The sequence below is a fragment of the Rubellimicrobium roseum genome (assembly GCF_006152145.1).
Lineage (GTDB): Bacteria > Pseudomonadota > Alphaproteobacteria > Rhodobacterales > Rhodobacteraceae > Rubellimicrobium > Rubellimicrobium roseum.
Genome location: NZ_VDFV01000026.1, coordinates 14,133 through 35,442, shown reverse-complemented (window position 1 = coordinate 35,442; position 21,310 = coordinate 14,133). Strand labels below are relative to the sequence as shown.

At 71.0% G+C, this 21,310-nt stretch carries 19 protein-coding genes; 7 read left to right on the top strand and 12 right to left on the bottom strand.

The genetic code is table 11. The features are described 5' to 3' along the window. Positions 1-17: 17 nt before the first annotated feature. Together FHG71_RS15130 and FHG71_RS15125 are read left to right on the top strand one after the other, a co-directional pair. Complete coding sequence (locus tag FHG71_RS15130) at positions 18-1,352, top strand: sigma-54-dependent transcriptional regulator (protein ID WP_139082538.1); 1,335 nt, start codon at positions 18-20, stop codon at positions 1,350-1,352. A 402-nt stretch (positions 1,353-1,754) separates the two neighbouring features. Next, positions 1,755-4,541, top strand: coding sequence for a ribonuclease E/G (locus tag FHG71_RS15125; protein WP_139082537.1), 2,787 nt, complete (start codon positions 1,755-1,757; stop codon positions 4,539-4,541). 61 nt (positions 4,542-4,602) lie between these two features. On the opposite strand, the gene FHG71_RS15120 is transcribed toward FHG71_RS15125, so the two are convergent. The 7 genes from FHG71_RS15120 to tyrS all read right to left on the bottom strand — a co-directional run bounded on the left by FHG71_RS15120 (position 4,603) and on the right by tyrS (position 10,303). After that, complete coding sequence (locus tag FHG71_RS15120) at positions 4,603-4,845, bottom strand: sulfurtransferase TusA family protein (protein ID WP_139082536.1); 243 nt, start codon at positions 4,843-4,845, stop codon at positions 4,603-4,605. Continuing rightward, positions 4,842-5,273, bottom strand: a complete 432-nt coding sequence (locus FHG71_RS15115) for a cupin domain-containing protein (RefSeq protein WP_139082535.1) — start codon at positions 5,271-5,273, stop codon at positions 4,842-4,844. The genes FHG71_RS15120 and FHG71_RS15115 overlap by 4 nt, the downstream gene beginning before the upstream one ends. Continuing rightward, positions 5,270-6,547 (bottom strand): phosphopyruvate hydratase, encoded by a 1,278-nt coding sequence (gene eno, locus FHG71_RS15110; RefSeq protein WP_139082534.1) that lies wholly within the window; start codon positions 6,545-6,547, stop codon positions 5,270-5,272. The genes FHG71_RS15115 and eno overlap by 4 nt, the downstream gene beginning before the upstream one ends. A 55-nt stretch (positions 6,548-6,602) precedes the next feature. Continuing rightward, positions 6,603-7,526 carry a DMT family transporter gene (locus tag FHG71_RS15105; RefSeq protein ID WP_139082533.1) on the bottom strand — a complete coding sequence of 308 codons (924 nt, stop codon included), beginning with the start codon at positions 7,524-7,526 and terminating at the stop codon, positions 6,603-6,605. Continuing rightward, positions 7,523-7,957, bottom strand: coding sequence for a Fur family transcriptional regulator (locus FHG71_RS15100; RefSeq protein ID WP_139082532.1), 435 nt, complete (start codon positions 7,955-7,957; stop codon positions 7,523-7,525). Before FHG71_RS15100 ends, FHG71_RS15105 begins: the two co-directional genes overlap by 4 nt. 40 nt (positions 7,958-7,997) lie before the next feature. Further along, a complete protein-coding gene (locus FHG71_RS15095) occupies positions 7,998-8,831 on the bottom strand; it encodes a GNAT family N-acetyltransferase (RefSeq protein WP_218014107.1) in 834 nt (277 codons plus the stop codon). A gap of 224 nt (positions 8,832-9,055) precedes the next feature. After that, positions 9,056-10,303 (bottom strand): tyrosine--tRNA ligase, encoded by a 1,248-nt coding sequence (tyrS, locus tag FHG71_RS15090; RefSeq protein ID WP_139082530.1) that lies wholly within the window; start codon positions 10,301-10,303, stop codon positions 9,056-9,058. 59 nt (positions 10,304-10,362) lie between these two features. Here tyrS and FHG71_RS15085 point away from each other — a divergent pair, with 59 nt between their 5' ends. Both FHG71_RS15085 and FHG71_RS15080 read left to right on the top strand, forming a co-directional pair. Further along, entirely contained in the window at positions 10,363-11,451 is a 1,089-nt protein-coding gene (locus FHG71_RS15085) for an anhydro-N-acetylmuramic acid kinase (protein WP_139082529.1), read from the top strand. Between the two features lie 169 nt (positions 11,452-11,620). Then, positions 11,621-12,247, top strand: a complete 627-nt coding sequence (locus tag FHG71_RS15080) for an outer membrane protein (protein WP_139082528.1) — start codon at positions 11,621-11,623, stop codon at positions 12,245-12,247. Positions 12,248-12,284: 37 nt separating this feature from the next. On the opposite strand, the gene FHG71_RS15075 is transcribed toward FHG71_RS15080, so the two are convergent. Both FHG71_RS15075 and FHG71_RS15070 read right to left on the bottom strand, forming a co-directional pair. Next, positions 12,285-13,490, bottom strand: coding sequence for a pyridoxal phosphate-dependent aminotransferase (locus tag FHG71_RS15075; protein WP_139082527.1), 1,206 nt, complete (start codon positions 13,488-13,490; stop codon positions 12,285-12,287). 32 nt (positions 13,491-13,522) lie between these two features. Next, positions 13,523-13,792 carry a hypothetical protein gene (locus tag FHG71_RS15070; protein WP_139082526.1) on the bottom strand — a complete coding sequence of 90 codons (270 nt, stop codon included), beginning with the start codon at positions 13,790-13,792 and terminating at the stop codon, positions 13,523-13,525. 206 nt (positions 13,793-13,998) lie between these two features. Between FHG71_RS15070 and cysS the strand changes: the two genes are divergently transcribed. From cysS to FHG71_RS15055, 3 genes are all read left to right on the top strand, one after another. Then, the gene (gene cysS, locus FHG71_RS15065) at positions 13,999-15,411 is read left to right on the top strand and encodes a cysteine--tRNA ligase (protein ID WP_139082525.1); all 1,413 of its coding nucleotides are present in this window, start codon (positions 13,999-14,001) and stop codon (positions 15,409-15,411) included. A gap of 97 nt (positions 15,412-15,508) precedes the next feature. Further along, positions 15,509-17,137: a citramalate synthase gene (gene cimA / locus FHG71_RS15060; RefSeq protein ID WP_139082524.1), complete on the top strand. Its 1,629-nt coding sequence runs from the start codon at positions 15,509-15,511 to the stop codon at positions 17,135-17,137. Then, complete coding sequence (locus tag FHG71_RS15055; RefSeq protein ID WP_139082523.1) at positions 17,134-17,889, top strand: squalene/phytoene synthase family protein; 756 nt, start codon at positions 17,134-17,136, stop codon at positions 17,887-17,889. Before cimA ends, FHG71_RS15055 begins: the two co-directional genes overlap by 4 nt. A 1-nt stretch (position 17,890) precedes the next feature. Here FHG71_RS15055 and FHG71_RS15050 read toward each other — a convergent pair whose 3' ends face one another. The 3 genes from FHG71_RS15050 to cobA are packed head-to-tail and all read right to left on the bottom strand — an operon-like array spanning position 17,891 to position 21,242. Continuing rightward, entirely contained in the window at positions 17,891-19,114 is a 1,224-nt protein-coding gene (locus FHG71_RS15050; RefSeq protein WP_246045470.1) for an MFS transporter, read from the bottom strand. A gap of 5 nt (positions 19,115-19,119) precedes the next feature. After that, positions 19,120-20,424, bottom strand: coding sequence for a cobyrinic acid a,c-diamide synthase CobB (locus tag FHG71_RS15045; protein ID WP_139082522.1), 1,305 nt, complete (start codon positions 20,422-20,424; stop codon positions 19,120-19,122). Further along, the gene (gene cobA, locus FHG71_RS15040; RefSeq protein WP_139082521.1) at positions 20,421-21,242 is read right to left on the bottom strand and encodes a uroporphyrinogen-III C-methyltransferase; all 822 of its coding nucleotides are present in this window, start codon (positions 21,240-21,242) and stop codon (positions 20,421-20,423) included. Before cobA ends, FHG71_RS15045 begins: the two co-directional genes overlap by 4 nt. Positions 21,243-21,310: the final 68 nt, after the last annotated feature.

Genomic DNA, 21,310 nt, shown 5'->3' with positions numbered 1-21,310 from the left:
GGGACGGGACCGGAACTATGTCCAAGGCCATGAAGATCGCCATCATCGACGACGAAAAGGACATGCGCCAGTCCATCAGCCAGTGGCTGGCGCTGTCGGGCTTCGACACCGAGACCTACGCCTCGGCCGAGGATGCGCTCAAGGGGATCAACGCCGACTACCCCGGCATCATCGTGAGCGACGTGCGCATGCCCGGCATGGACGGGATGCAGCTCCTGAGAAAGCTCAAGAGCCTCGATTCGACGCTGCCCGTCATCATGATCACCGGCCACGGCGACGTGCCGATGGCGGTCGAGGCGATGCGGGTCGGCGCCTTCGATTTCCTGGAGAAGCCCTTCAACCCCGACCGCATGACCGACCTGGCCAAGAAGGCGACGCAGGCGCGGCGCCTCGCGCTCGACAGCCGGGCGCTCCGGCGCGAGCTGTCGGACCGCGACGCGCTGATGCGCAAGCTCATCGGCTCCTCGCCTGCCATGGAGCGGCTCAAGGAGGACATCCTCGACCTCGGCTCCGCCGAGGGCCACATCCTGATCGAGGGCGAGACCGGCACCGGCAAGACGCTCGTGGCCCACGCGCTCCATGCGGTCAGCGCGCGCGCCTCGCGCCGCTTCGTCCTCATGTCCTGCTCGGCCTACGACGACGAGACGCTGACCCGCCGCCTCTTCGGGCCGCCCCAGCAGGACGAGCCGCTGCCGGCCATGGAGGAGGCGAGGGGCGGCACCCTTGTGCTCGAGGACATCGAGGCGCTCGCGCCCTCGCTCCAAGCACGGCTTCTGACGGCCATCAACGAGCAGGGCACTCCGTCGGAGACGCGGATCATCGGCATCTGCAACCTCCAGGAGGAGGGCAAGTCCTGCGAGACGGTGCTGCGGCCCGACCTCTTCTACCGGCTGGCGGCCCTGCGCATCAACGTGCCGCCCTTGCGCCAGCGCGGCGAGGACATCCTGACGCTCTTCACGCGCCTGTCCGAGCAGTTCGCCGAGGAGTACGGCTGCGAGACGCCCGAGGTCTCGGCCCAGGAGGCGGCGCAGCTCCTCCAGGCGCCCTGGCCCGGCAACGTGCGCCAGCTCATCAACGTGGCCGAGCGGGCGGTGCTCCAGAACCGGCGGGGGACGGGCACCATCGCCTCGCTGCTGATGGCCGACACCGACGATTCCTCCAAGCCCGCGATGACGACCGAAGGCAAGCCGCTCAAGGAGTTCGTCGAGGCCTTCGAGCGGATGCTGATCGACAACACGATGCGCCGCCACAAGGGCAGCATCGTCGCGGTGATGGAGGAGCTCTGCCTGCCGCGCCGCACGCTCAACGAGAAGATGGCCAAGTACAACCTGAGCCGGTCCGACTATCTCTGAGGCCATGGCCCGGTTTGCCATTGTGCATCCCGTTCCCCCTTCGCTATGAAGGGGGGAACGGGTGCGTCGTTTTCCGCGCCGCCCGTCAAAGGATTTCCGCCCTTCCGTGTCATGGCCCCTGGCGGCCGCGGCGGGTGCGGACTGGACTGGGCCGTTCCGGCCTGATCGAACACCCCGGCCGCGCGGCTTCCGTGCCGCGCCAAGGGGTCCACAACGGGCGCCGCGGACTGAGCCGGGGCGTCGAGGACGAACCCGCGATGCTGCGCGCGCATGATGATGGATGGGAGGGTCGGGTCCCGAGGGACCCTGGCCCCGTGTCCGCGCGCGCCGTCGCCTTTCATGGACACGCCCGGCCCTCCAGCGCCCTCCAGGGGGCGCCACCGGCCGCGCGTGCAGGATCACATGACCAAGAAAATGCTCATCGACGCCACTCACCCGGAAGAGACCCGGGTCGTGGTGGTGGACGGTAACCGCGTTGACGACTTCGACTTCGAGTCGGCGTCCAAGCGCCAGCTTGCCGGCAACATCTACCTCGCCAAGGTCACGCGGGTAGAGCCCTCGCTCCAGGCCGCCTTCGTCGACTACGGCGGCAACCGGCACGGCTTCCTCGCCTTCGGCGAGATCCACCCGGACTACTACCAGATCCCGGTGGCTGACCGTCAGGCGCTGCTGGCCGAGGAGCGCGCCTACGCCCACCAGGCCGATGAGGAGGACTCCGACGAGGACGGCGGCGAGGAAACCGCCGCGCGGCCCGAGAACGGCGACCGGCGCGGCCGCCGCAGCCGCGTGCGCGGCCGGCAGCGCTCCAGGCCGCTGAGCCGCGAGGAAGGCGACGCCATCGCCAGCCGCGAGCCGGCCGGCATGGAGACCATCGATCTCGGCGACGAGGCCGAGGGCCTGTCGCCCATGGCCACGGTGGCCGAGACCCCGGTCGAGGAGCCCTCCGCCGAGGAGCCGTCCGAAGAGAGCGGCGTCGAGGTCCTCGAAAAGGACGAGACCATCGAGACCGTCGCCGAGGAGGAGGACCATCTGGACCTGCGGCCCGCGCGCAAGCCCCAGCGTGCCCGGCGCTACAAGATCCAGGAGGTCGTCAAGGTCCGGCAGATCATGCTGGTCCAGGTCGTCAAGGAAGAGCGCGGCAACAAGGGCGCGGCGCTGACCACCTATCTCTCGCTCGCCGGCCGCTACTGCGTGCTGATGCCCAACACCGCGCGCGGCGGCGGCATCTCCCGCAAGATCACCAACGCCGCCGACCGCAAGAAGCTCAAGGAGATCGCGGCCGAGATGGACGTGCCGGAAGGCGCGGGCCTCATCATCCGCACGGCCGGATCGCAGCGCAGCCTGTCCGAGATCAAGCGCGACTACGAATACCTCCAGCGCCTGTGGGAGCAGATCCGCGAGCTCACGCTCAAGTCGATCGCGCCCGCCAAGATCTACGAGGAAGGCGACATCATCAAGCGGTCGATCCGCGACCTCTACTCCAAGGAGATCGAGGAGGTCGTGGTCGAAGGAGCCGAGGGCTACCGCAACGCCCGCGACTTCATGAAGATGATCATGCCGGCCCACGTCCAGAACGTGGTCCACTACCATGACCCGCTGCCGCTCTTCGCCCGCCACGGCGTGGAGACCTACCTCGCCTCCATGTTCAACCCGGTCGTGCAGCTTCCCTCGGGTGGCTACATCGTCATCGGCGTGACCGAGGCGCTGGTGGCCATCGACGTCAACTCGGGCCGCTCCACCAAGGAAGGCTCCATCGAGCAGACGGCGCTGCGCACGAACCTTGAAGCCGCCGACGAGGTGGCGCGCCAGCTCCGGCTGCGCGACCTCGCGGGCCTCATTGTCGTCGACTTCATCGACATGGAGGAGCGCAAGAACAACGCCGCCGTCGAGAAGCGCTTCAAGGACAAGCTCAAGACCGACCGTGCCCGCATCCAGGTGGGCCGGATCTCGGGCTTCGGCCTCCTGGAGATGTCGCGTCAGCGGATGCGGCCCGGCATGATCGAATCGACCACGCAGCCCTGCCCGCATTGCCACGGCACGGGGCACCTGCGCTCGGACGACAGCGTGGCGCTGATGATCCTGCGCCAGCTCGACGAGGAAGGCGTGCGCGGCCGCACCAAGGAGGTGCTGCTCCGCGTTCCCGTGGGCGTCGCCAACTACCTGATGAACCACAAGCGCGAGCACATCGCCGGCATCGAGCAGCGCTACGGCATGGCCATCCGGCTCGAGGCCGACACGCGGCTGGTGTCCCCCGACTTCGCCATCGAGAAGTTCAAGACCGCCACCCGCGCCGTTCCCGACACCCGCGCCATCGTCATGGCGAGCCAGCCCGCGCTGATGCCCGAGGAGGAATTCGTCGCCGAGGAGGTGACGGAGGAAGCCGAGGTCTTCGCCGAGCCCGAGGCCGACGAGGACGAGACGGTCGAGGCCATGGCCGCTCCGACCGGCAACGGCGAGGAGGACGACCGTCCGCGCAAGAAGCGCCGTCGCCGTCGCCGTCGTCGCAATGGCGAGAACGGCGAGCGCAACGGCGTCCTGGCAGCCGAGGGTGACGTGGCCGACGACGGCGACGAGGCCGACGACGAGGCGCTGCCCGAACCTGTCGAGGCCGAGCCCGCGCAGTCCGAGCCCGTCGAGGTCCCCGTCGCCGCCGAGCCGACCCAGGCCGCGCCGGTCGAGCCTGCGCCGGTCGAACCGCCGGCGCCGGTCGAGGCTGCCCAGTCCGAGCCCGTGTCTGCCGAGGCTCCGGCCGCCGAGGAGGCCGCGCCCGCGCCCAAGAAGCGGACGCGTCGCAAGGCCGCCGAGGCTCCGGTCGAGCCCGCTCCCGTTGCCGAGGAGCCCGCGCCCGCGCCCAAGAAGAGGACGCGTCGCAAGGCCGCCGAGCCTGCGGTCGAGGCCGCGCCTGCCGAGGCGAAGCCGGCCAAGCCCGCCCGGACCCGCCGCACGCGCTCCGGCGCGGCTGCGTCCGGCGAGCCTGAGGTGGCGCTGCCCGCGCCTGCCAACCCCGACAACGGGGCCGAGGCGGCGCTGGTGCTCGATGACGAGCCGGCGGTGGACGTGCCGGCTCCGGCCGGCGATGCCCCCGCCACACCCGAGGCTGCCCGGGCCGAGGCCGAGCAGGTGTTCGAGCCCGCCCCCGAGCCGGCCGAGGCCGAGAAGCCCAAGCGCCGCGGCTGGTGGGCACGCTGACACAAAGGAAGGGCCCCGCCGATCCGGCGGGGCCCTTCGAACTTCGGGGAGCGACGGCCCGCTAGCCGGACGACCGCACGCCCCGCCGGATCAGGTGGACCTGCGCCCCGTCCTCGACCGTCTGGCCCAGATGCGTGTGACCGGCCTCGGCGCAGAAGTGGGGCAGGTCGATCGCCGCCATGGCATCCGTCGCCAGCACCCGCAGAACCTCGCCGGGCTTCATCCCTTCCAGCACCTTCCGGGCCTTCAGGACGGGCAGGGGGCAGATCAGCCCCCGGGCGTCCACCTCGCGATCAGGGGTCATGGCGTCCCCGCGATGTCGAAGCCGGGCGGCGCCAGCGTGAAGCCCTCGAAACGGAAGCCGGGGCTCACGGTGCAGCCGACCAGCGTCCATTCGCCCGTGCTTCGCGCCGACTGCCACCAGCCCTTCGGCACGATCCGTTGCGGCGCCTCGCCCGACCCGAGGTCGGGCCCGAGCCGATGCGCCGCCACAGGCCCCGCCTCGGTCTCAGAGAGCGACAGGACGAGCGGCGCCCCGGCGTAGAAATGCCAGATCTCCGCCGCGTCCACCCGGTGCCAGTGGCTCCGCTCGCCCGCGCGCAGCAGGAAGTAGATGCAGGTCCCCGCCGGTCGCTCGCCCGGTCCCGCCTCGGCGACCCAGGTCTGGCGGTAGAGCCCCCCCTCCGGGTGGGGCTCCAGGCCGAGAGTCGCGGCGATCTCCTCCGCCGTCACGCGCGCAGGATGCTGCGGCCCGCGTATTCGGCCACGTCGCCCAGCATCTCCTCGATGCGGATGAGCTGGTTGTACTTGGCCAGCCGGTCCGACCGCGACAGCGAGCCCGTCTTGATCTGCCCGCAGTTCGTCGCCACCGCGAGGTCTGCGATGGTGGCGTCCTCGGTCTCGCCCGACCGGTGCGACATCACGCAGGTGTAGCGGGCGCGGTGGGCCATGTCGACGGCGCGCAGAGTCTCGCTCAGCGTACCGATCTGGTTCACCTTGACGAGGAGCGAGTTCGCCACGCCCCGGTCGATCCCCTCGCGCAGCCGCCCCGGGTTCGTCACGAAGAGGTCGTCGCCCACGAGCTGGACCTTGCCGCCCAGCGCGTCGGTGAGCATCTTCCAGCCCTCCCAGTCGTCCTCCGAGCAGCCGTCCTCGATGGACACCAGCGGGTAGTCGGCCACGAGCCCTTCGAGGAAGCGCACGTTCTCCTCGGAGGTGAGCGACTTGCCCTCGCCCTCCATCTCGTACTTGCCGTTCTTGTAGTATTCGGTCGCCGCGCAATCGAGCGCGAGCACGATGTCCTCGCCGGGGGTGTAGCCCGCGCCCTCGATGGAGCGCAGGATCACGTCCAGCGCCTCGCGGGCCGAGTTGAGGCCCGGCGCGAAGCCGCCCTCGTCGCCCACGCCGGTGGCGAGACCCTGGTCGTGCAGTTCCTTCTTGAGCGTGTGGAACACCTCGGACCCCATGCGGACGGCGTCGCGGATGTTCGCGGCCGACACCGGCATGATCATGAATTCCTGGATGTCGATCGGGTTGTCGGCATGCTGCCCGCCGTTGATGATGTTCATCATCGGCACCGGCAGGATGCGCGCGGCGGTGCCGCCGACATAGCGGTAGAGAGGCTGCTGCGTGAACTCGGCCGCGGCCTTGGCGGCGGCGAGGCTCACGCCCAGGATGGCGTTCGCGCCGAGCCGGCCCTTGTTGGGCGTGCCGTCCAGCTCAATCATCAGCGCGTCGAGCCCGGCCTGCTCGGTCGCGTCCATGCCCAGGACGGCCTCGGCGATCTCGCCGTTGACGGCGGCCACGGCCTCCAGCACGCCCTTGCCCTTGTAGCGGGCCTTGTCGCCATCGCGCTTCTCGACCGCCTCGTGCGCGCCCGTGGAGGCGCCAGAGGGCACGGCCGCGCGGCCCTGCGCGCCGCTTTCCAGCGTCACGTCGACCTCGACGGTCGGGTTGCCGCGGCTGTCGAGGATCTCGCGGGCGTGGACGTCGATGATCGTGCTCATGGAGCCTCCTGGTCTGCGCCCCAGGATAAGGGGCGTGAGTAACGGATGCGTGTCCCTAGCGCGGGACCGTCACCGGGGAAAGGGTCGCGCGGGCGGCGGCACGGGCGCGGGCGCGTTCCCGCAGAAGGCTGTAGAGCCCCGAGCCCACGATCAGCGCCGCCCCCGCCAGCGTCCAGAGGTCCGGCCGCTCGTCAAAGATCGTGATCCCGATCCCCAGCGCGAACAGCAGCCGCGAATAGCGGAAGGGCGTGATGACCGAGATCTCGCCGGCGCGCATCGCCTCAGTCAGCGCCCAGTAGCCCGCCGCGCCGGTGAGGAGAGCGCCGATCAGCCAGACCCCCTCGACCCCGGTCGGCATGACTGCGCCGCCCGTGACGGCGATCTGCCCCAGGCCCACGATTCCCACGGCCCCGAAGCCCCAGGCCACGAGCAGCATCGAGTCGATGTCCTGCGGGACGCGCCGGGTGAAGAGATCCCGCCCGCCCAGGCCCACCACGGCCATGAGGGCGAAGAGCGAGGCGGGCGTGAAGGCCTCGGACCCCGGCCGCACGATCATCATGACGCCGAAGAAGCCCACGGCGATGGCGACCCAGCGCCGCCAGCCGACATGCTCGCCCAGGAACACCGCCGCGCCCATGGTCACGGCGAGAGGCGTCGCCTGGAAGATGGCGGTGGCGGTGGTCAGCGGCGACAGCGCGATGGCCAGCACGTAGCCGCAGGTGCCCAGCATCTCGCTCAGGTTGCGGCCCACGACCGCCCAGTGCAGCAGCCCCCGCGACCAGAACCTCCCACCGCGCCGCGCGGCCACGGCGCCGAAGATCAGCGCCCCGGCGAGGCCGATCACCATCAGGATCTCGCCCGTGGGCACATGGGCCGCGAGCAGCTTGATGAACATGTCCTCGAGCGCGAAGCCCGCCATGCCCGCGATCATCAGGACGATGCCGCGCTGGTTGGCGGTCAGTGGGGCCCGCACCGTCATCCGCGCGGCTTCCGCCCCAGGGGCACACCGTAAAGCTCCAGCCGATGGCCCATGAGGCGATAGCCCAGCCTTTCGGCGATCCGCTCCTGCAGCGCCTCGATCTCGGGATCGACGAACTCGATTACCTCGCCCGAGCTCATGTCGATCAGGTGGTCGTGGTGGTCGCGGTCGGCGTCCTCGTAGCGGGAGCGGTTCCCCGACGCGGCAATGCGGAACTCGTGCCGCTCCAGGATGCCGGCCTCCTCCAGCAGCTTCACGGTGCGATAGACCGTGGCGATGGAGATGCCGGGGTCCACCCGCGCCGCGCGGGCGTGCAGTTCCTCTACGTCGGGGTGGTCCTCGGACGCCTCCAGCACCCGCGCGATCACCCGCCGCTGCTCGGTCAGGCGAAGGCCCTGGGCCTCGCAGCGCTCGAGGATCGACTGGGGCATGGGCGGGGCCTCCGGGGCGCACGGGTCGGGTCATGGCGGCTTAGAGCCTCGGGCGGGCGAAGGGAAGCCGGACCCAGCTTCCCCCCAGGGCCCGGACCCGCGCGCCCGCGCCGATCTTGAACCGCGCGAGGCCCGGATTGGTTTCCGTGTCCACCGTCCCGAGATCGAGCCGGACGAAGCCCTCCTCCGCCAGCCGGTCGGCCGCCGCCATCAGCATCAGCCGATGCGCCTCCGTCGTGCGCCCCCGCTCGCCCGTCCAGCCGATCTGGTAGGTGGCCACGGGCGGATGCAGGAGGAACAGCATTCCCGCCACGGGCTCCGCGCCCACCCGCGCGACCAGCACCCGCGCCGCGTCCGGCCCCGTCCGGGCGAAGGCGCAGGCCAGCGCCGGGGGCAAAGCGCGATAGCCCCGCTCCCGCCGCATCCCGGCCTCGCGCGCCAGCAGCCAATGACCCGGCTCGCCCTCGAAGCGCCGCCAGTCGAGCCGGAGCCCCGCGCCCTCGGCCCGGCGCAGCGCGTTGCGCCAGGTGCCCGCGAGCGCCGCCCGTCGCGCCCGGGGCGTCCCGGTCAGGTCCAGCTCGGCCACGTGCGCGGGCGTGGCGACCGCCCGGAAGCCCGCACGGCGCAGCGAGGGGCAGGGCGCCTCCGCCTCCAGCAGCCGGACGCCCCGTGATGCGAGCCGGTCCAGCGCCTCGGCCCGAAGACCCGGCTCTTCGGTCGCCCAAGTCGGACCGCGCGGCAGGTAGGCCACCTCGCCCAGCAGCGGCAGCCGCCGCCGGATCGCCAACGCCCGCCCGGCGGGCCCGAGGTCCATCACTTCGGCGCGCCGGCCGAGCGCGCCCAGCGCCTGGGCGAAGAGGGGATGCTGGGACAAGGGCACGGCGTCCATGCCGGCCATTAAGCTGATGGAAACCTAAGACGCGGTTAATGGTCCTATGGATTCGCGCAGCACCATCCGAGGCATCCACGCCCCATCCGTCCGCCTCACGCCGCTCGGTGCGGCGCTCCTCGCCTTGGCCGTCGCCCTGCCAGGCGGCGCCTTGGTCGGCCTGGCCGCATGGCTGCTGTAGGGCGCGGCCGGAGCCGCGCCCCAGGCGATCAGCCCATCCGCACCAGCGCGTGGCGCTTCTTGCCTGCGGTCAGCTTCAGCCCACCCTGCACCTCGTCGAGCGTCAGCAGCCGCGGCTCGGTCACGACCTCGTCGTTGATCCGCGCGCCGCCTTCCGCGAACAGCCGCTTCGCCTCCTTGCCGCTTGCCGCCAGCCCCGCCTGCACGAACAGCGCCGTGTTGGCCAAGCCCGCCTCGACCTGAGCCGAGGTCACGGTGATGGTGGGCAGGTCCTCGCCCACGCCGCCCGCCTCGAAGACCTCGCGCGCGGTGCGCTCGGCCGCCTGCGCGGCCTCAAGCCCATGGAGAAGCGTCGTCACCTCGTTGGCCAGCACCACCTTGGCGTGGTTGATCTCGGCCCCGCCGAGATTGCCCAGCCGGTCGCACTCCTTCACCGGCAACTCGGTGTAGAGCTTGAGGAACCGTCCTACGTCGGCGTCGGTGGTGTTGCGCCAGAACTGCCAGAACTCGTAAGGCGAGAGCATGTCGCCGTTGAGCCAGACGGCCCCGCCCTGGCTCTTGCCCATCTTCCGTCCGTCCGAGGTCGTCAGCAGCGGCGTCGTCAGCCCGTAGATCTCCGTCCCGTCCACGCGGCGCGTCAGGTCGATGCCGTTGACGATGTTGCCCCACTGGTCCGACCCGCCCATCTGGAGCAGGCAGCCGTAGCGGCGGTTCAGCTCCAGGAAGTCGTAGGCCTGCAGGATCATGTAGTTGAACTCCAGGAACGACAGCGACTGCTCGCGGTCGAGCCGGGACTTCACGCTCTCGAAGCTCAGCATCCGGTTGACGCTGAAATGCCGCCCGATGTCGCGCAGGAACTCCAGGTAGTTGAGCCCGTCCAGCCATTCGGCGTTGTTGAGCATGACGGCGTCCGTCGGCCCCTCGCCATAGGCGATGAGCTGGCCGAAGACGTTCTTGAAGCCCTCGATGTTGCGGTCGATCTGCTCGTTCGTCAGCAGCGGCCGCTCCTCCGATCGGAAGGAGGGGTCGCCCACCTTGGTCGTGCCGCCGCCCATCAGCGTGATGGGCTTGCCGCCGGTCTTCTGGAGCCAGCGCAGCACCATGATGTTCATCAGATGCCCAACATGCAGCGACGGCGCGGTGGCATCGTAGCCGATGTAGGCCGGGACCACGCCCGCGCTCAGCCGGGCGTCCAGCGCCTCCAGGTCGGTGCAGTCGGCGTAATAGCCACGCTCGATCAGCACGTTCAGGAAGTCGGACTTGGGCTGATAGGTCATGGCTTGTTCCCTTCGATCGGTGGCGGCAGTCTATAGGCCCTGGAACCTCGGAGCGGAAGATGACGGAACCCGTGACCGCGCTGGGCGCCATGTCCGGCACCTCGCTCGATGGGGTGGATGCGGCGGTGCTGGTCACGGACGGCGAGAGCATCGCGTCGTTCGGCCCCACCGCCTACCGCCCCTATGCACCGGAGGAGCGCGCCATCCTGCGCGCCGCCCTGGGCCGCTGGGAGGGCCCCGAGGTCGAGGCCGCCGTCCGCGTGGTGGAAGTGGCGCATGCCGAGGCGCTGGGCCCGCTCGCCTCCGACCTCGTGGGCTTCCACGGCCAGACGCTGGCGCACGACCCGCGTGGGCGGGGGACGTTGCAGGTGGGCGACGGCGACCGGCTCGCGCAGGCCCTGGGCCGCCCCGTCGTCTGGGACTTCCGCTCCGAGGACGTGCGGCAGGGCGGCGAGGGCGCGCCGCTAGCCCCCTTCTTCCACTGGGCGCTCGCTCGCCACGTCGGCGCGACCGAGCCCCTGGCCATGCTCAACCTCGGCGGGGTCGGCAACCTGACCTGGATCGACCCCCGGCACGACCGGCCCGAGGCTCCGGGCGCGCTCCTCGCCTTCGACACCGGCCCCGCCAACGCGCCGGTGGACGACCTCCTGCTGCGCCGCCGGGGCCAGCCCCGCGACGAGGACGGCCGGCTGGCCGCCGAGGGGACACCCTGGGCGGACGTCCTCGAACGCTTCCTCGCGCATCCGTTCTTCGGCCGCCCGCCGCCCAAGTCGCTCGACCGCGACGCCTGGGCGGACCTCGCTGCGGCCGTGGAGCCCTTGTCCGACGCCGATGCCGCCGCGACGCTGACGGCCTGCGCGGCAGTGGCGGTCGGGCAGGGGCTCGCGCTCTGTCCTTCGCCGCCCCGCCGACTCCTCGTGACCGGGGGCGGGCGGCGCAACCCGGCCCTGATGGCGATGATCGCCGCCCGCGCCGACTGTCCCGTGGAGCCGGTCGAATCGGTCGGCCTCGACGGCGACATGCTGGAGGCGCAGGCCTTTGCTTTCCTGGCCGTGCGCGTCCGGCGCGGCCTGCCCACCTCCGCGCCCGGCACGACCGGCGTCGCCCGGCCCACCTGCGGCGGACGGATCGGCCGGCCCCGCGCCTGACCCCGGCCGGACCGCCTCACGCGTCCCGTCGAACTATGGCTGAAATGCCACAAACGGGTAGGGTTTTCGCCACTTTCTTCCGTCGGGCCGATCCGTGCATATGTCCGCGACGACCCCGGAGCGGACTGTGCCGGCCGGGGGCGCCAGTTTGGCATGGTAAGGTAGAATCATGATGTTTCTTCGCAGTTCCCTCGTCGCCCTGACCGCCCTCGCGGCCGGTCCCGCCCTCGCCGCCGGCTTCGAGCCCGTCGCCGAGACGCCCGTCCCCGTCGTGACGCCGGTGACCGTCACCCCCGCCGCGCCGGTCTCGAACGACTGGTCCGGCTTCTACGTCGGTGGCGACCTGTCCTTCGGCAGCGTCGAAGCCGACGACATCGACATCGAGGGCGACGGGCACCTGACCGGCGTCCATGTCGGCTACCAGCGCGACTTCGGCCGCTTCGTCCTGGGCGGCGAGCTTGAGCACGACTGGGGCGACCTGTCGCTCGAGGACAACGACCCGGCCACCGCCGACGACCTGTCGGTCGAGCGGGTGGCCCGCGCCAAGCTGCGCCTGGGCTACGACGCGGGCCGCTTCCTGCCCTACGTCACCGCCGGCGTGGCCCGCGCCAGCTTCTCGGACGTGCTGGACGACGCCGACGGCCGCTTCCTGGGCCTGGGCGTGTCCTACCAGCTCAACGACCGCTTCGACGTCGGCGCCGAGGTCATGCGTCACCGCTTCGACCTGGAGGACGTCGCGGGCGAGCCCGAGGCCGACGTGACCACCATCGGCCTGCGCGGCTCCCTCCGCTTCTGACCCCGACGTGGCCGGTCCTCCGGGGCCGGCCCTTTCCTCAGCCGATCTCGGCCGGGAAGTGCGCCCGCTGCGCCGCGATCCGCTGCGCCAGCACCATGATCCGGGCCAGCGCGTCCTCGTAGGCGCGATCCTCGACCGTCATGGCGATGCGAACATGCCCCGCCGAGGCCTGCCCGAAGCTCTCGCCCGGCAGCACCGCGATCCGCTCCTCGTCCAGAAGCCGCATCGCGAAGCCCTCGCCGGTCAGCCCCGTCGCCCGCACGTCCAGCATGGCGTACATCGCCCCCCGCTGCGGCGCGGCGCGCACCACGTCCTGCCCCGACAGCAGCCGCTGCGTGATTTCCCGCCGCCGCCGGAACGGCTCGGCGATGCCCGTCTCGTAGCCCGGCCCCTGGGCCAGCGCGAAGACGCCCGCCTCCTGGATGAAGCCGGGAATGCCGTAGTTCGACACCGTGCTCAGGTCCCACAGCAGGTCCGCGGCCTCGGGCGGTCCGATGATCCAGCCCAGCCGGCTCCCCGTCATCGCGTGGCTCTTGGACAGCGACCCCACGACCAGCGTCCGCTCGGCCATGCCCGGCAGCGCGCGGGGAGACAGGTGCCGCCCCTCCCAGACCTGGCTGTCATAGACCTCGTCCGAGATCACCCACAGGTCGTGCTCGGCCGCGACCCGCGCGATCGCCTCCAGCGTCCGGTCGGAGTAGATCACCCCCGTCGGGTTGTTGGGCGAGTTCACCAGCAGCGACCGCGCCCCCGGCCCGACGGCCCTGAGGTCCTCCTCGGTCGGCTCGAAGCCTGCCTCGGCCCGCGCCGTCACGGCCACCGGCACCAGCCCCGCCGCCCGGATCGTGCCCGGATAGGTCGGGTAGTAGGGATCGACATGCAGCGCCCGCTCCCCCGGATCGCCCACGAACTGGTGCGCCGCGAACAGCGCCGCCTGCCCGCCGGGCGTGACGATGACGTTCTCCGGCCCCGTGGGCACGCCCGTCAGGCGCTGCGCCCGCTCGGCCACCGCCGCGCGCAGCTCGGGGATGCCGGGGATCGAGGCGTAGCCCGTCGCCCCCGCCTTCGCCGCGCCGTGCATGGCATCGAGGATGGCGGGATCGGTCTTCACGTCATGCTCGCCGATGGTCAGCTCGGTGACGGCGACGCCCTGCCGGATGAGGTCCTTGGCGCGGTAGAACAGGTCCCACCCGTCCGAGCCGTCGCCGGTGATGTTGCGGATGCGATGCGAGGGATGTGCCATGGCGGGTTGAGTGCGGAACGCCCCGGCCGAAGTCAACCGCTGGTCCGGTCCAGCGACGCCTGCACGTCCCCCGGCAGAGCGTGACGCAGCGCCTCGTAGGCGACGACGATCCGCTCGCGCAGGTCATGGTCGGACATGGGGGGCAGGGCGACCCAGCCGCCGCCCTCGCGCACCTGAACCTCCGGGCCGATCCGCACCAGCGGCTCGTGCGCCAGCGTCCACAGGTCATCCCCCTCGGGCCCGGCGACCCGTTCGGTCCCTGGCAGCTCGGCGCAGATCAGGTTCACGGTCTCGCGGCTCATGCTCCTCCACATGGCCCGCCCCCCGCGCGCGTCCAGTGGAATCCCGTGGACGCGGGGGCAGGGGCCTGCTAGACGGGCCGCCATGACGACCCGTGGCATCCTCATCCGCTGCCTCATTTCCTGCTGACATCCGTCACGCGGGCCATCGTCGCACTTCCCGGTGAGATCGAGACCAGCCCGCGGGCCCACCCTGCGCGAGGCGACCCATGACGACGATCCGCCTGACCAACACCAAGACCCGCCGCAAGGAGGTCTTCGAGCCGTTGGACCCCAAGAACGTGCGGATGTATGTCTGCGGCCCCACCGTCTACGACCGGGCGCACTTGGGCAACGCGCGGCCCGTGGTCGTCTTCGACACGCTCTTCCGCCTCCTGCGCCACGTCTACGGGCCGGATCACGTCACCTACGTCCGCAACTTCACGGACGTGGACGACAAGATCAACGCCCGCGCCGCCGAGACGGGCCGCCCCATCGGAGACATCACCGACGAGACGATCCGCTGGTATCACGAGGACATGGACGCCCTGGGCGCCCTGCGCCCGCAGTCGCGCGGTGTGGTCGATCCAAAGTGGGAGCCCCGCGCTACCGCCTATATCGGCGCCATGATCGCGATGATCGAGGACCTGATCGCCAAGGGCCACGCCTACGAGGCCTCGGGCCACGTCCTCTTCCGCGTCCGCTCCTACAAGGACTACGGCGCACTTTCGGGCCGCTCGGTGGACGACATGATCGCGGGGGCCCGCGTCGAGGTCGCCCCCTTCAAGGAGGACCCGCTCGACTTCGTCCTCTGGAAGCCCTCCGACGCCTCGCTGCCCGGCTGGGACTCGCCCTGGGGCCGGGGCCGTCCCGGCTGGCATATCGAATGCTCCGCCATGTCGCGCGAGCTTCTGGGCGAGAGCTTCGACATCCACGGCGGCGGCCTCGACCTCCAGTTCCCGCACCACGAGAACGAGATCGCCCAAAGCCGCTGCGCCCATCCCGAGGGCGACTTCGCCAAGGTCTGGATGCACAACGAGATGCTCCAGGTCGAGGGGAAGAAGATGTCGAAATCGCTCGGCAACTTCTTCACCGTCCGCGATCTGCTGGGCCTCGGCATTCCGGGCGAGGTGATCCGCCTCGTTCTCCTGGGCACGCATTACGGCAAGCCGATGGACTGGACCGACCAGAAGAAGCGCGAGGCCGAGGCCACGCTGCGCAAGTGGCGCGAGATCGCCGAGGGCGCGCCCGAGGCCGAGCCCCTGTCCGAGATGGTCGAGCTTCTGGCCGACGACCTGAACACCGCAGGCGCCGTCGCGCTCCTCCACCGCCTCGCGGCGGAAGGGAACGGTATGGCGCTCAAGGCCTCTGCCAGACTCATTGGCCTCCTGCAGGACGGCATGGGCGACTGGACGCGCAGCGGCACCGACGAGGCGCTGATCGCCCGCCTGACCGATGCGCTCGTCCGCGCCCGCGAGGAGGCGATGGTCTCCAAGGACTTCTCAGCCGTGGATCGCCTCAAGCGGGACCTGATCGCGGCGGGCGTCGAGGTCCGCATGTCCAAGGCCGCCATCTCGCTCCACCCTGGCCCGCAAGCTGACGCGGGTCGCCTCGCCGCTCTCGAGGCGGAGGTGGCCTCGTGATCGACTCGTTAACCTCCCGTTCAACCGACCGCGCGGTGCTGTCAGACTTCGTTAACCTCACCCTGTCAGCCTCCTCGGCAGACAAAGGACTCCTGCCGTGACAACCGACCGCCTCTATCTTTATGACACCACGCTCCGCGACGGCGCCCAGACGCAGGGCGTCCAGTTCACCACGGCCGAGAAGATCCGCATCGCGCAGGTCCTCGACGCACTGGGCGTCGATTACATCGAAGGCGGCTGGCCCGGCGCGAACCCCACCGACTCCGAGTTCTTCGAGGCCGCCCCCAAGACCCGCGCCACGATGGCCGCCTTCGGCATGACCAAGCGCTCGGGCCGCTCGGCGCAGAACGACGACGTGCTGGCCGCCGTCCTGAACGCCGGCACCCCCGCCGTGACGCTGGTGGGCAAGAGCCACGAGTTCCATGTCCGCACCGCGCTCGGCATCCCGCTCGACGAGAACCTCGACAACATCCGCCAGAGTTTCGCCCATGTGACCGCGCAGGGCCGGGAGGCGATGTTCGACGCCGAGCACTTCTTCGACGGCTACAAGTCCGACCCGTCCTATGCGCTGACCTGCCTCCACGCCGCCTTCACCGAAGGCGCCCGCTGGATCGTCCTCTGCGACACCAACGGCGGCACGCTCCCCGGCGAGGTCGCCCGCACGGTGGAGCGGGTGATCGCCTCCGGCATCCCCGGTGATCGGCTCGGCATCCACACCCACGACGACACGGGCCACGCCGTCGCCAACTCGCTCGCCGCCGTCGAGGCCGGGGCCCGCCAGATCCAGGGCACGCTGAACGGCTTGGGTGAGCGCTGCGGCAACGCCAACCTCGTGACGCTGATCCCGACGCTGCTCCTCAAGGAGCCCTTCGCGAGTCGCCTCCAGACCGGCGTGACCGAGGAGGCGCTGAAGGGCCTCCTCAAGGCGTCCCGCACCCTCGACGACATCCTGAACCGCGTCCCCGCCAAGCAGGCGCCCTACGTGGGCGGCGCGGCCTTCGCCCACAAGGCCGGGCTCCACGCCAGCGCCATCGCCAAGGACCCCACGACCTACGAGCACATCAACCCCGCCGCCGTCGGCAACGCCCGCATCATCCCGATGTCGAACCAGGCCGGCCAGTCCAACCTGCGAAGCCGCCTGCGCGAGGCCGGGATCGAGGTGGAGCTGTCCGACCCGCGCCTTCCCCGCATCCTCGACGCGGTGAAGGAGCGGGAGTCGCGCGGCTACGCCTACGACACCGCGCAGGCCAGCTTCGAGCTTCTCGCCCGCCGCGAACTGAGCCTCCTGCCGCGCTTCTTCGACGTGGAGCGCTACCGCGTCATCTCCGAGCGCCGCCGCAACGCCAAGGGCCAGATCGTCACCGTCTCCGAGGCGGTCGTCACCGTCGAGATCGGCCGCAAGCGCATCACCAGCTTCCACGAGAACCACCACAGCCCCGAGGAAGGCGACACCGGCCCCGTCCACGCACTTTCCAAGGCGCTGGCCGCCGACCTGGGCATTCTGCAGGACTTCATCGCGGACATGCGGCTCGCCGACTTCGCGGTGCGCATCGTGGGCTCGGGCACCGAGGCCGTGACTCGCGTCGTCATCGACAGCGAGGACGGGCAGGGCCGCCAGTGGACCACCGTCGGCGTGTCGGGCAACATCATCGATGCGAGCTTCGACGCGCTGGTGGACGCGATCACCTGGAAGCTCGTCCGCGACGGCGCCCCGGTGCCGGCATGACGCTGGAGGCCTGCGCCGCCTTGGTCGAGCGTGGCGACCCCGACCGCTTCCGTGTCGCCATGGCCGCGCCGCCGCCCGCGCGCGAGATCTTGTTCCCGCTCTACGCCTTCAACCTGGAGGTCGCCCGCGCGCCCTGGGTCACCAAGGAGCCGATGCTGGCCGAGATGCGCCTCCAGTGGTGGCGCGACGTTGTCGAGACCGCGGCCACGGGCGGCACCCCGCCCGCCCACGAGGTCGCCCGCCCCCTGGGCGATCTGATCCGCGAGGGCCGCCTGTCCGCCGAGCCGCTCGACGCCCTGATAGAGGCCCGCCGCCGCGATATCGAAGCCGAGCCCTTCACCGCCGCCGAGCTGCGCCCCCATCTGGAGGGTACCGCCGGCAACCTCCTCTGGGCCGGCGCGCAGGCTTTGGGCGAGGCCGATCGGAACGCCGTGGTCAAGGCCGGCTTCGCCGCAGGGCTCGCCTCCTGGCTCCTCGCGCTGCCCGACCTCGCAGCCGCGAATCGCGGCCTCGCGGACCCGAGCAACGCCACGGTCCGCGCGCTGGCCGAGGAGGGCCTGACCGCCTTGGCCCAGGCCCGCCGGACCCGCTTCGGCCCCGGCGTCCCGGCACTCCGCGCGGCGACGCTCGCCCGTCCCGTCCTGAAGGCGGTGCAGGCCGATCCCGAGGCCGCGCTCCAGGGTGGCCTGGCCCCGCCCGAGGGCCGCAAGCGCCTGCGTCTGCTCTGGGCCGCGCTGCGGGGCGGCTGGTAGCTCAGCGCGCCTCGCGGCGTTGGAAGGCCAGCCAGATCAGCGCTCCGCCCGCCAGCGTCAGGAAGGGCACCATGGCGATGTTGACCAGCTGCCAGCCCTCGACCGCCGACCCGCCTGCGCAATTCATGAGCCCGCCCGAGGCGAGCGACGCCAGCGTCACGCAGCCCATCACGATGGAGTCGTTCATCCCCTGCACGCGCCCCCGTTCCGCAGGAGAGTGCGCCGCCGTCAGCATCGCCGTCGCCCCGATGAAGCCGAAGTTCCAACCCAGGCCCAGCAGCACCAGCGTCACGAAGAAGTGCCCGAGCTGCACGCCCGAGAGCCCCACGAGCCCGGCCACCGCAAGGATCGCGAGGCCCGCCATGACGATCCGCTGCGCCCCGAAGCGGGCGATCAGGTGCCCGGTGAAGAACGACGGCACGAACATCGCCAGCACATGCGCCGAGATCACATCCGCCGCGTTCCCGGCCGTGAAGCCGCAGCCCACGACCGCGAGCGGGGTCGAGGTCATCACGAGGTTCATCAGCGAATAGGCCACCATCGCGCAGATCACGGCGACGAGGATGGGCGGCCGCCGCAGCAGCTCGCCCCAGGACGGCCCCTTGGCGGCCCCGGCCGACGCCTTGGGTGGCGCGGGCAGGTCGAGCAGCAGGAACAGCCAGACCCCCGCCGCCGTCACGGCCATGGCGGCAAGATAGGTCCCCAGGAAGGGCACCGCGAACCAGTCGTTGGTGAACTTCACGAGTTGCGGCCCCGTCAGCGCCGAGATGAGCCCGCCCGCCATGACCCAGGAGATGGCCTTGGGCTTGAACACGTCCGAGGCCGCGTCGGTCGCCGCGAAGCGATAAAACCCCTGCGCCGCCATGTAGGTGCCGGTGAGGAAGCTTCCCACGAGGAACAGCCAGAAGCTCGCGATCGACAGCGCGTAGGCCGCCAAGGCCGAACCGAGGAACCCCCCGAGCGCGCCCAGCAGGAACCCCGCCTTACGCCCATGGTCCTGCATGAAGCCCGACAGCCAAGGCGCGGTCAGCATCGCGCCGAAAACGATCATCGATATGGGCAGCGTCGCCAGGCACTGGATCGGCGCCAGCATGTTGCCCGCAAGGCCTCCCACCACGAAGACCATGGTGACCTGGCTCCCCAGCACCGCCTGTGCGGCGACCAGGACGAGGACGTTGCGCCGGGCGCGGCGGTCGTCCGGCAACGAAAGGTCGGAGTCAGGCAGGGCGGTCACGACCCGTTCCCTAGACCCGCCCCAGCGTCAAGTCCATCCGCCCGGTCGATCAGATGCGCGAAGGAGCCTGCGACACGTCCCCGCCTCAGTCCCATCGGCGTCAATTCCACGCCCTCGGCATCCCACGCGCGGAACAGCGGTTCGCCCTCGGCCCGCAGCGTGGTCGCGTAATGGAATTCATGCGCCGCCCAGCGCCCCGGAAAGGGCCCACTCCCGGCTTCGACATGCCGGTAGCCCAGATGCAGCCGCCGCGTGGCGAAGGAGGTCTCCAGCCCCAGCAGCCCCGTCATCTGGTGCGCGGTGCCATTGGCGTCCACGATCACCTCGCCCAGAACCATGTAGCCGCCGCATTCTCCATATATATTAGTAAATTGCGCCGCATGGATAAGAGACTTCATGAACGTTTCGGCCGCCGCGAGCCGCCCTGCGTGCAGCTCCGGGTAGCCCCCCGGCAGGACCACGAGCCCCGCATCCGGCACCGCTTCGTCCCCGAGCGGCGAGAAGGTCGCGATCTCCGCCCCCTGCGCGCGCCAGTCGGCCAGCAGATGCGGATAGGCGAAGGCGAAGGCCGCATCCCGCGCCACCGCGATCCGCTGCGCAGGTGGAGGCAATCGGAGAGCCTGCTCTGACCACGGCCCGCCCGCCATAACATGCGCCAACGCATCCAGATCAACGTATTGCTCGACGAAGCTCGCAGCTCGGTCGAGGAACTCCTCCAGATCCGGCCGCTCCTCCGCCTGCACCAGCCCGAGGTGCCGGGACGGATGCGCCAGCCCCACGGCGCGCGGCAGGGCTCCCAGCACGGGCAGCCCCACAGCCTCCACTGCGCGGGTCAGCATCGCTCGGTGGCGCTCCGATCCCACGCGATTCAGGATCACGCCCGCGACCCGCAGCCGGGGATCGTGCCGCGCGAACCCCGCCACCAGCGGCCCCACCGACTGCGCCATCCTGCCGGCGTCCACTAGCAGCACCACCGGCAGCCCCAGCACGCGTGCGAGGTCCGCCGTCGAACCGCGCCCCTCGGGCGGCGCTCCGTCGAACAGCCCCATGGCCCCTTCGACCACCAGCGGCCCGTCGCCCGCCGCCAGCGACCGAAGCCGCGCCTTGCCCATGGCCCAGGCGTCGAGGTTCACGCAAGGCGCCCCGCAGGCCGCCTCGTGGAAGCGCGGGTCGATGTAGTCCGGTCCCGACTTGGCCGCCCGCACCGCCACGCCTTTCCGTCGCCACGCCCGCAGGAGACCCAGCGTCACCGTGGTCTTGCCCGACCCCGAAGCGGGCGCCGCGAGGACGATCCCCGTCACGCGCTTTGGGGCCGCACCCGCGTGCCCAGCGGATCGACCGCGCGTGGCCCCGCCTGCCAGTCGAGCGCCTGCCGCAGCAGCACGTTGCGCCCGATGCAGATGATCGCCGGAGGCTCCACGCCCGCCGCAACCTCGGGCAGTCCGGCCAGCGTCGTCTCCAGCACCGACATTCGGGGCGTCGTCGCGTCCCGGACGATGGCCACGGGCTCGGAGGGCACGCGCCCGGCCGCCAGCAACTCGCCCGCGATCTGCGCCGCGTGCTTGAGGCCCATGTAGATGACGATCACCTCCGAAGCCCTTGCGATGGCTCGCCAATCCAAGGCCGAAGGCGCCTGTCCCGTCTGGTCGTGCCCGGTCACGAAGGTCACCGACTGGTTCACGTCGCGGTGCGTCACGGGGATGCCCGCATAGGCCAGCCCCCCGATCCCGGCCGAGATCCCCGGCACCACCCGGATCGGCACGCCATGGGCGACCAGCGTCTGCCCTTCCTCGCCGCCGCGCCCGAAGACGAACGGATCGCCGCCCTTGAGCCGCAGCACCCGCTTGCCCTCCCGCGCCAGCTCCACGAGCCGCAAGGAGATGTCGCGCTGCTTCGGCGAGGGCTTGCCCCCGCGCTTGCCGGCGTAGATGCGCTCGGCCCCCGGCGCCCAGTCGAGGATCGCGGTCTCCACCAGCGCGTCGTAGACCACGACGTCGGCCTGCCGCAGCGCGTTCAGTGCATGCAGCGTCAGAAGGCCCGGATCACCGGGACCGGCCCCCACGAGCCAGACCCAACCGGGCTGGAAGACAGGCCATTCGAAGGAGGGAAGCTCGGGCATGGCGCCCTCATAGGCTTCAACTTGCCCGTCGAAAAGTCGGAACCCGACGCCCGGACCACGGGACGCGA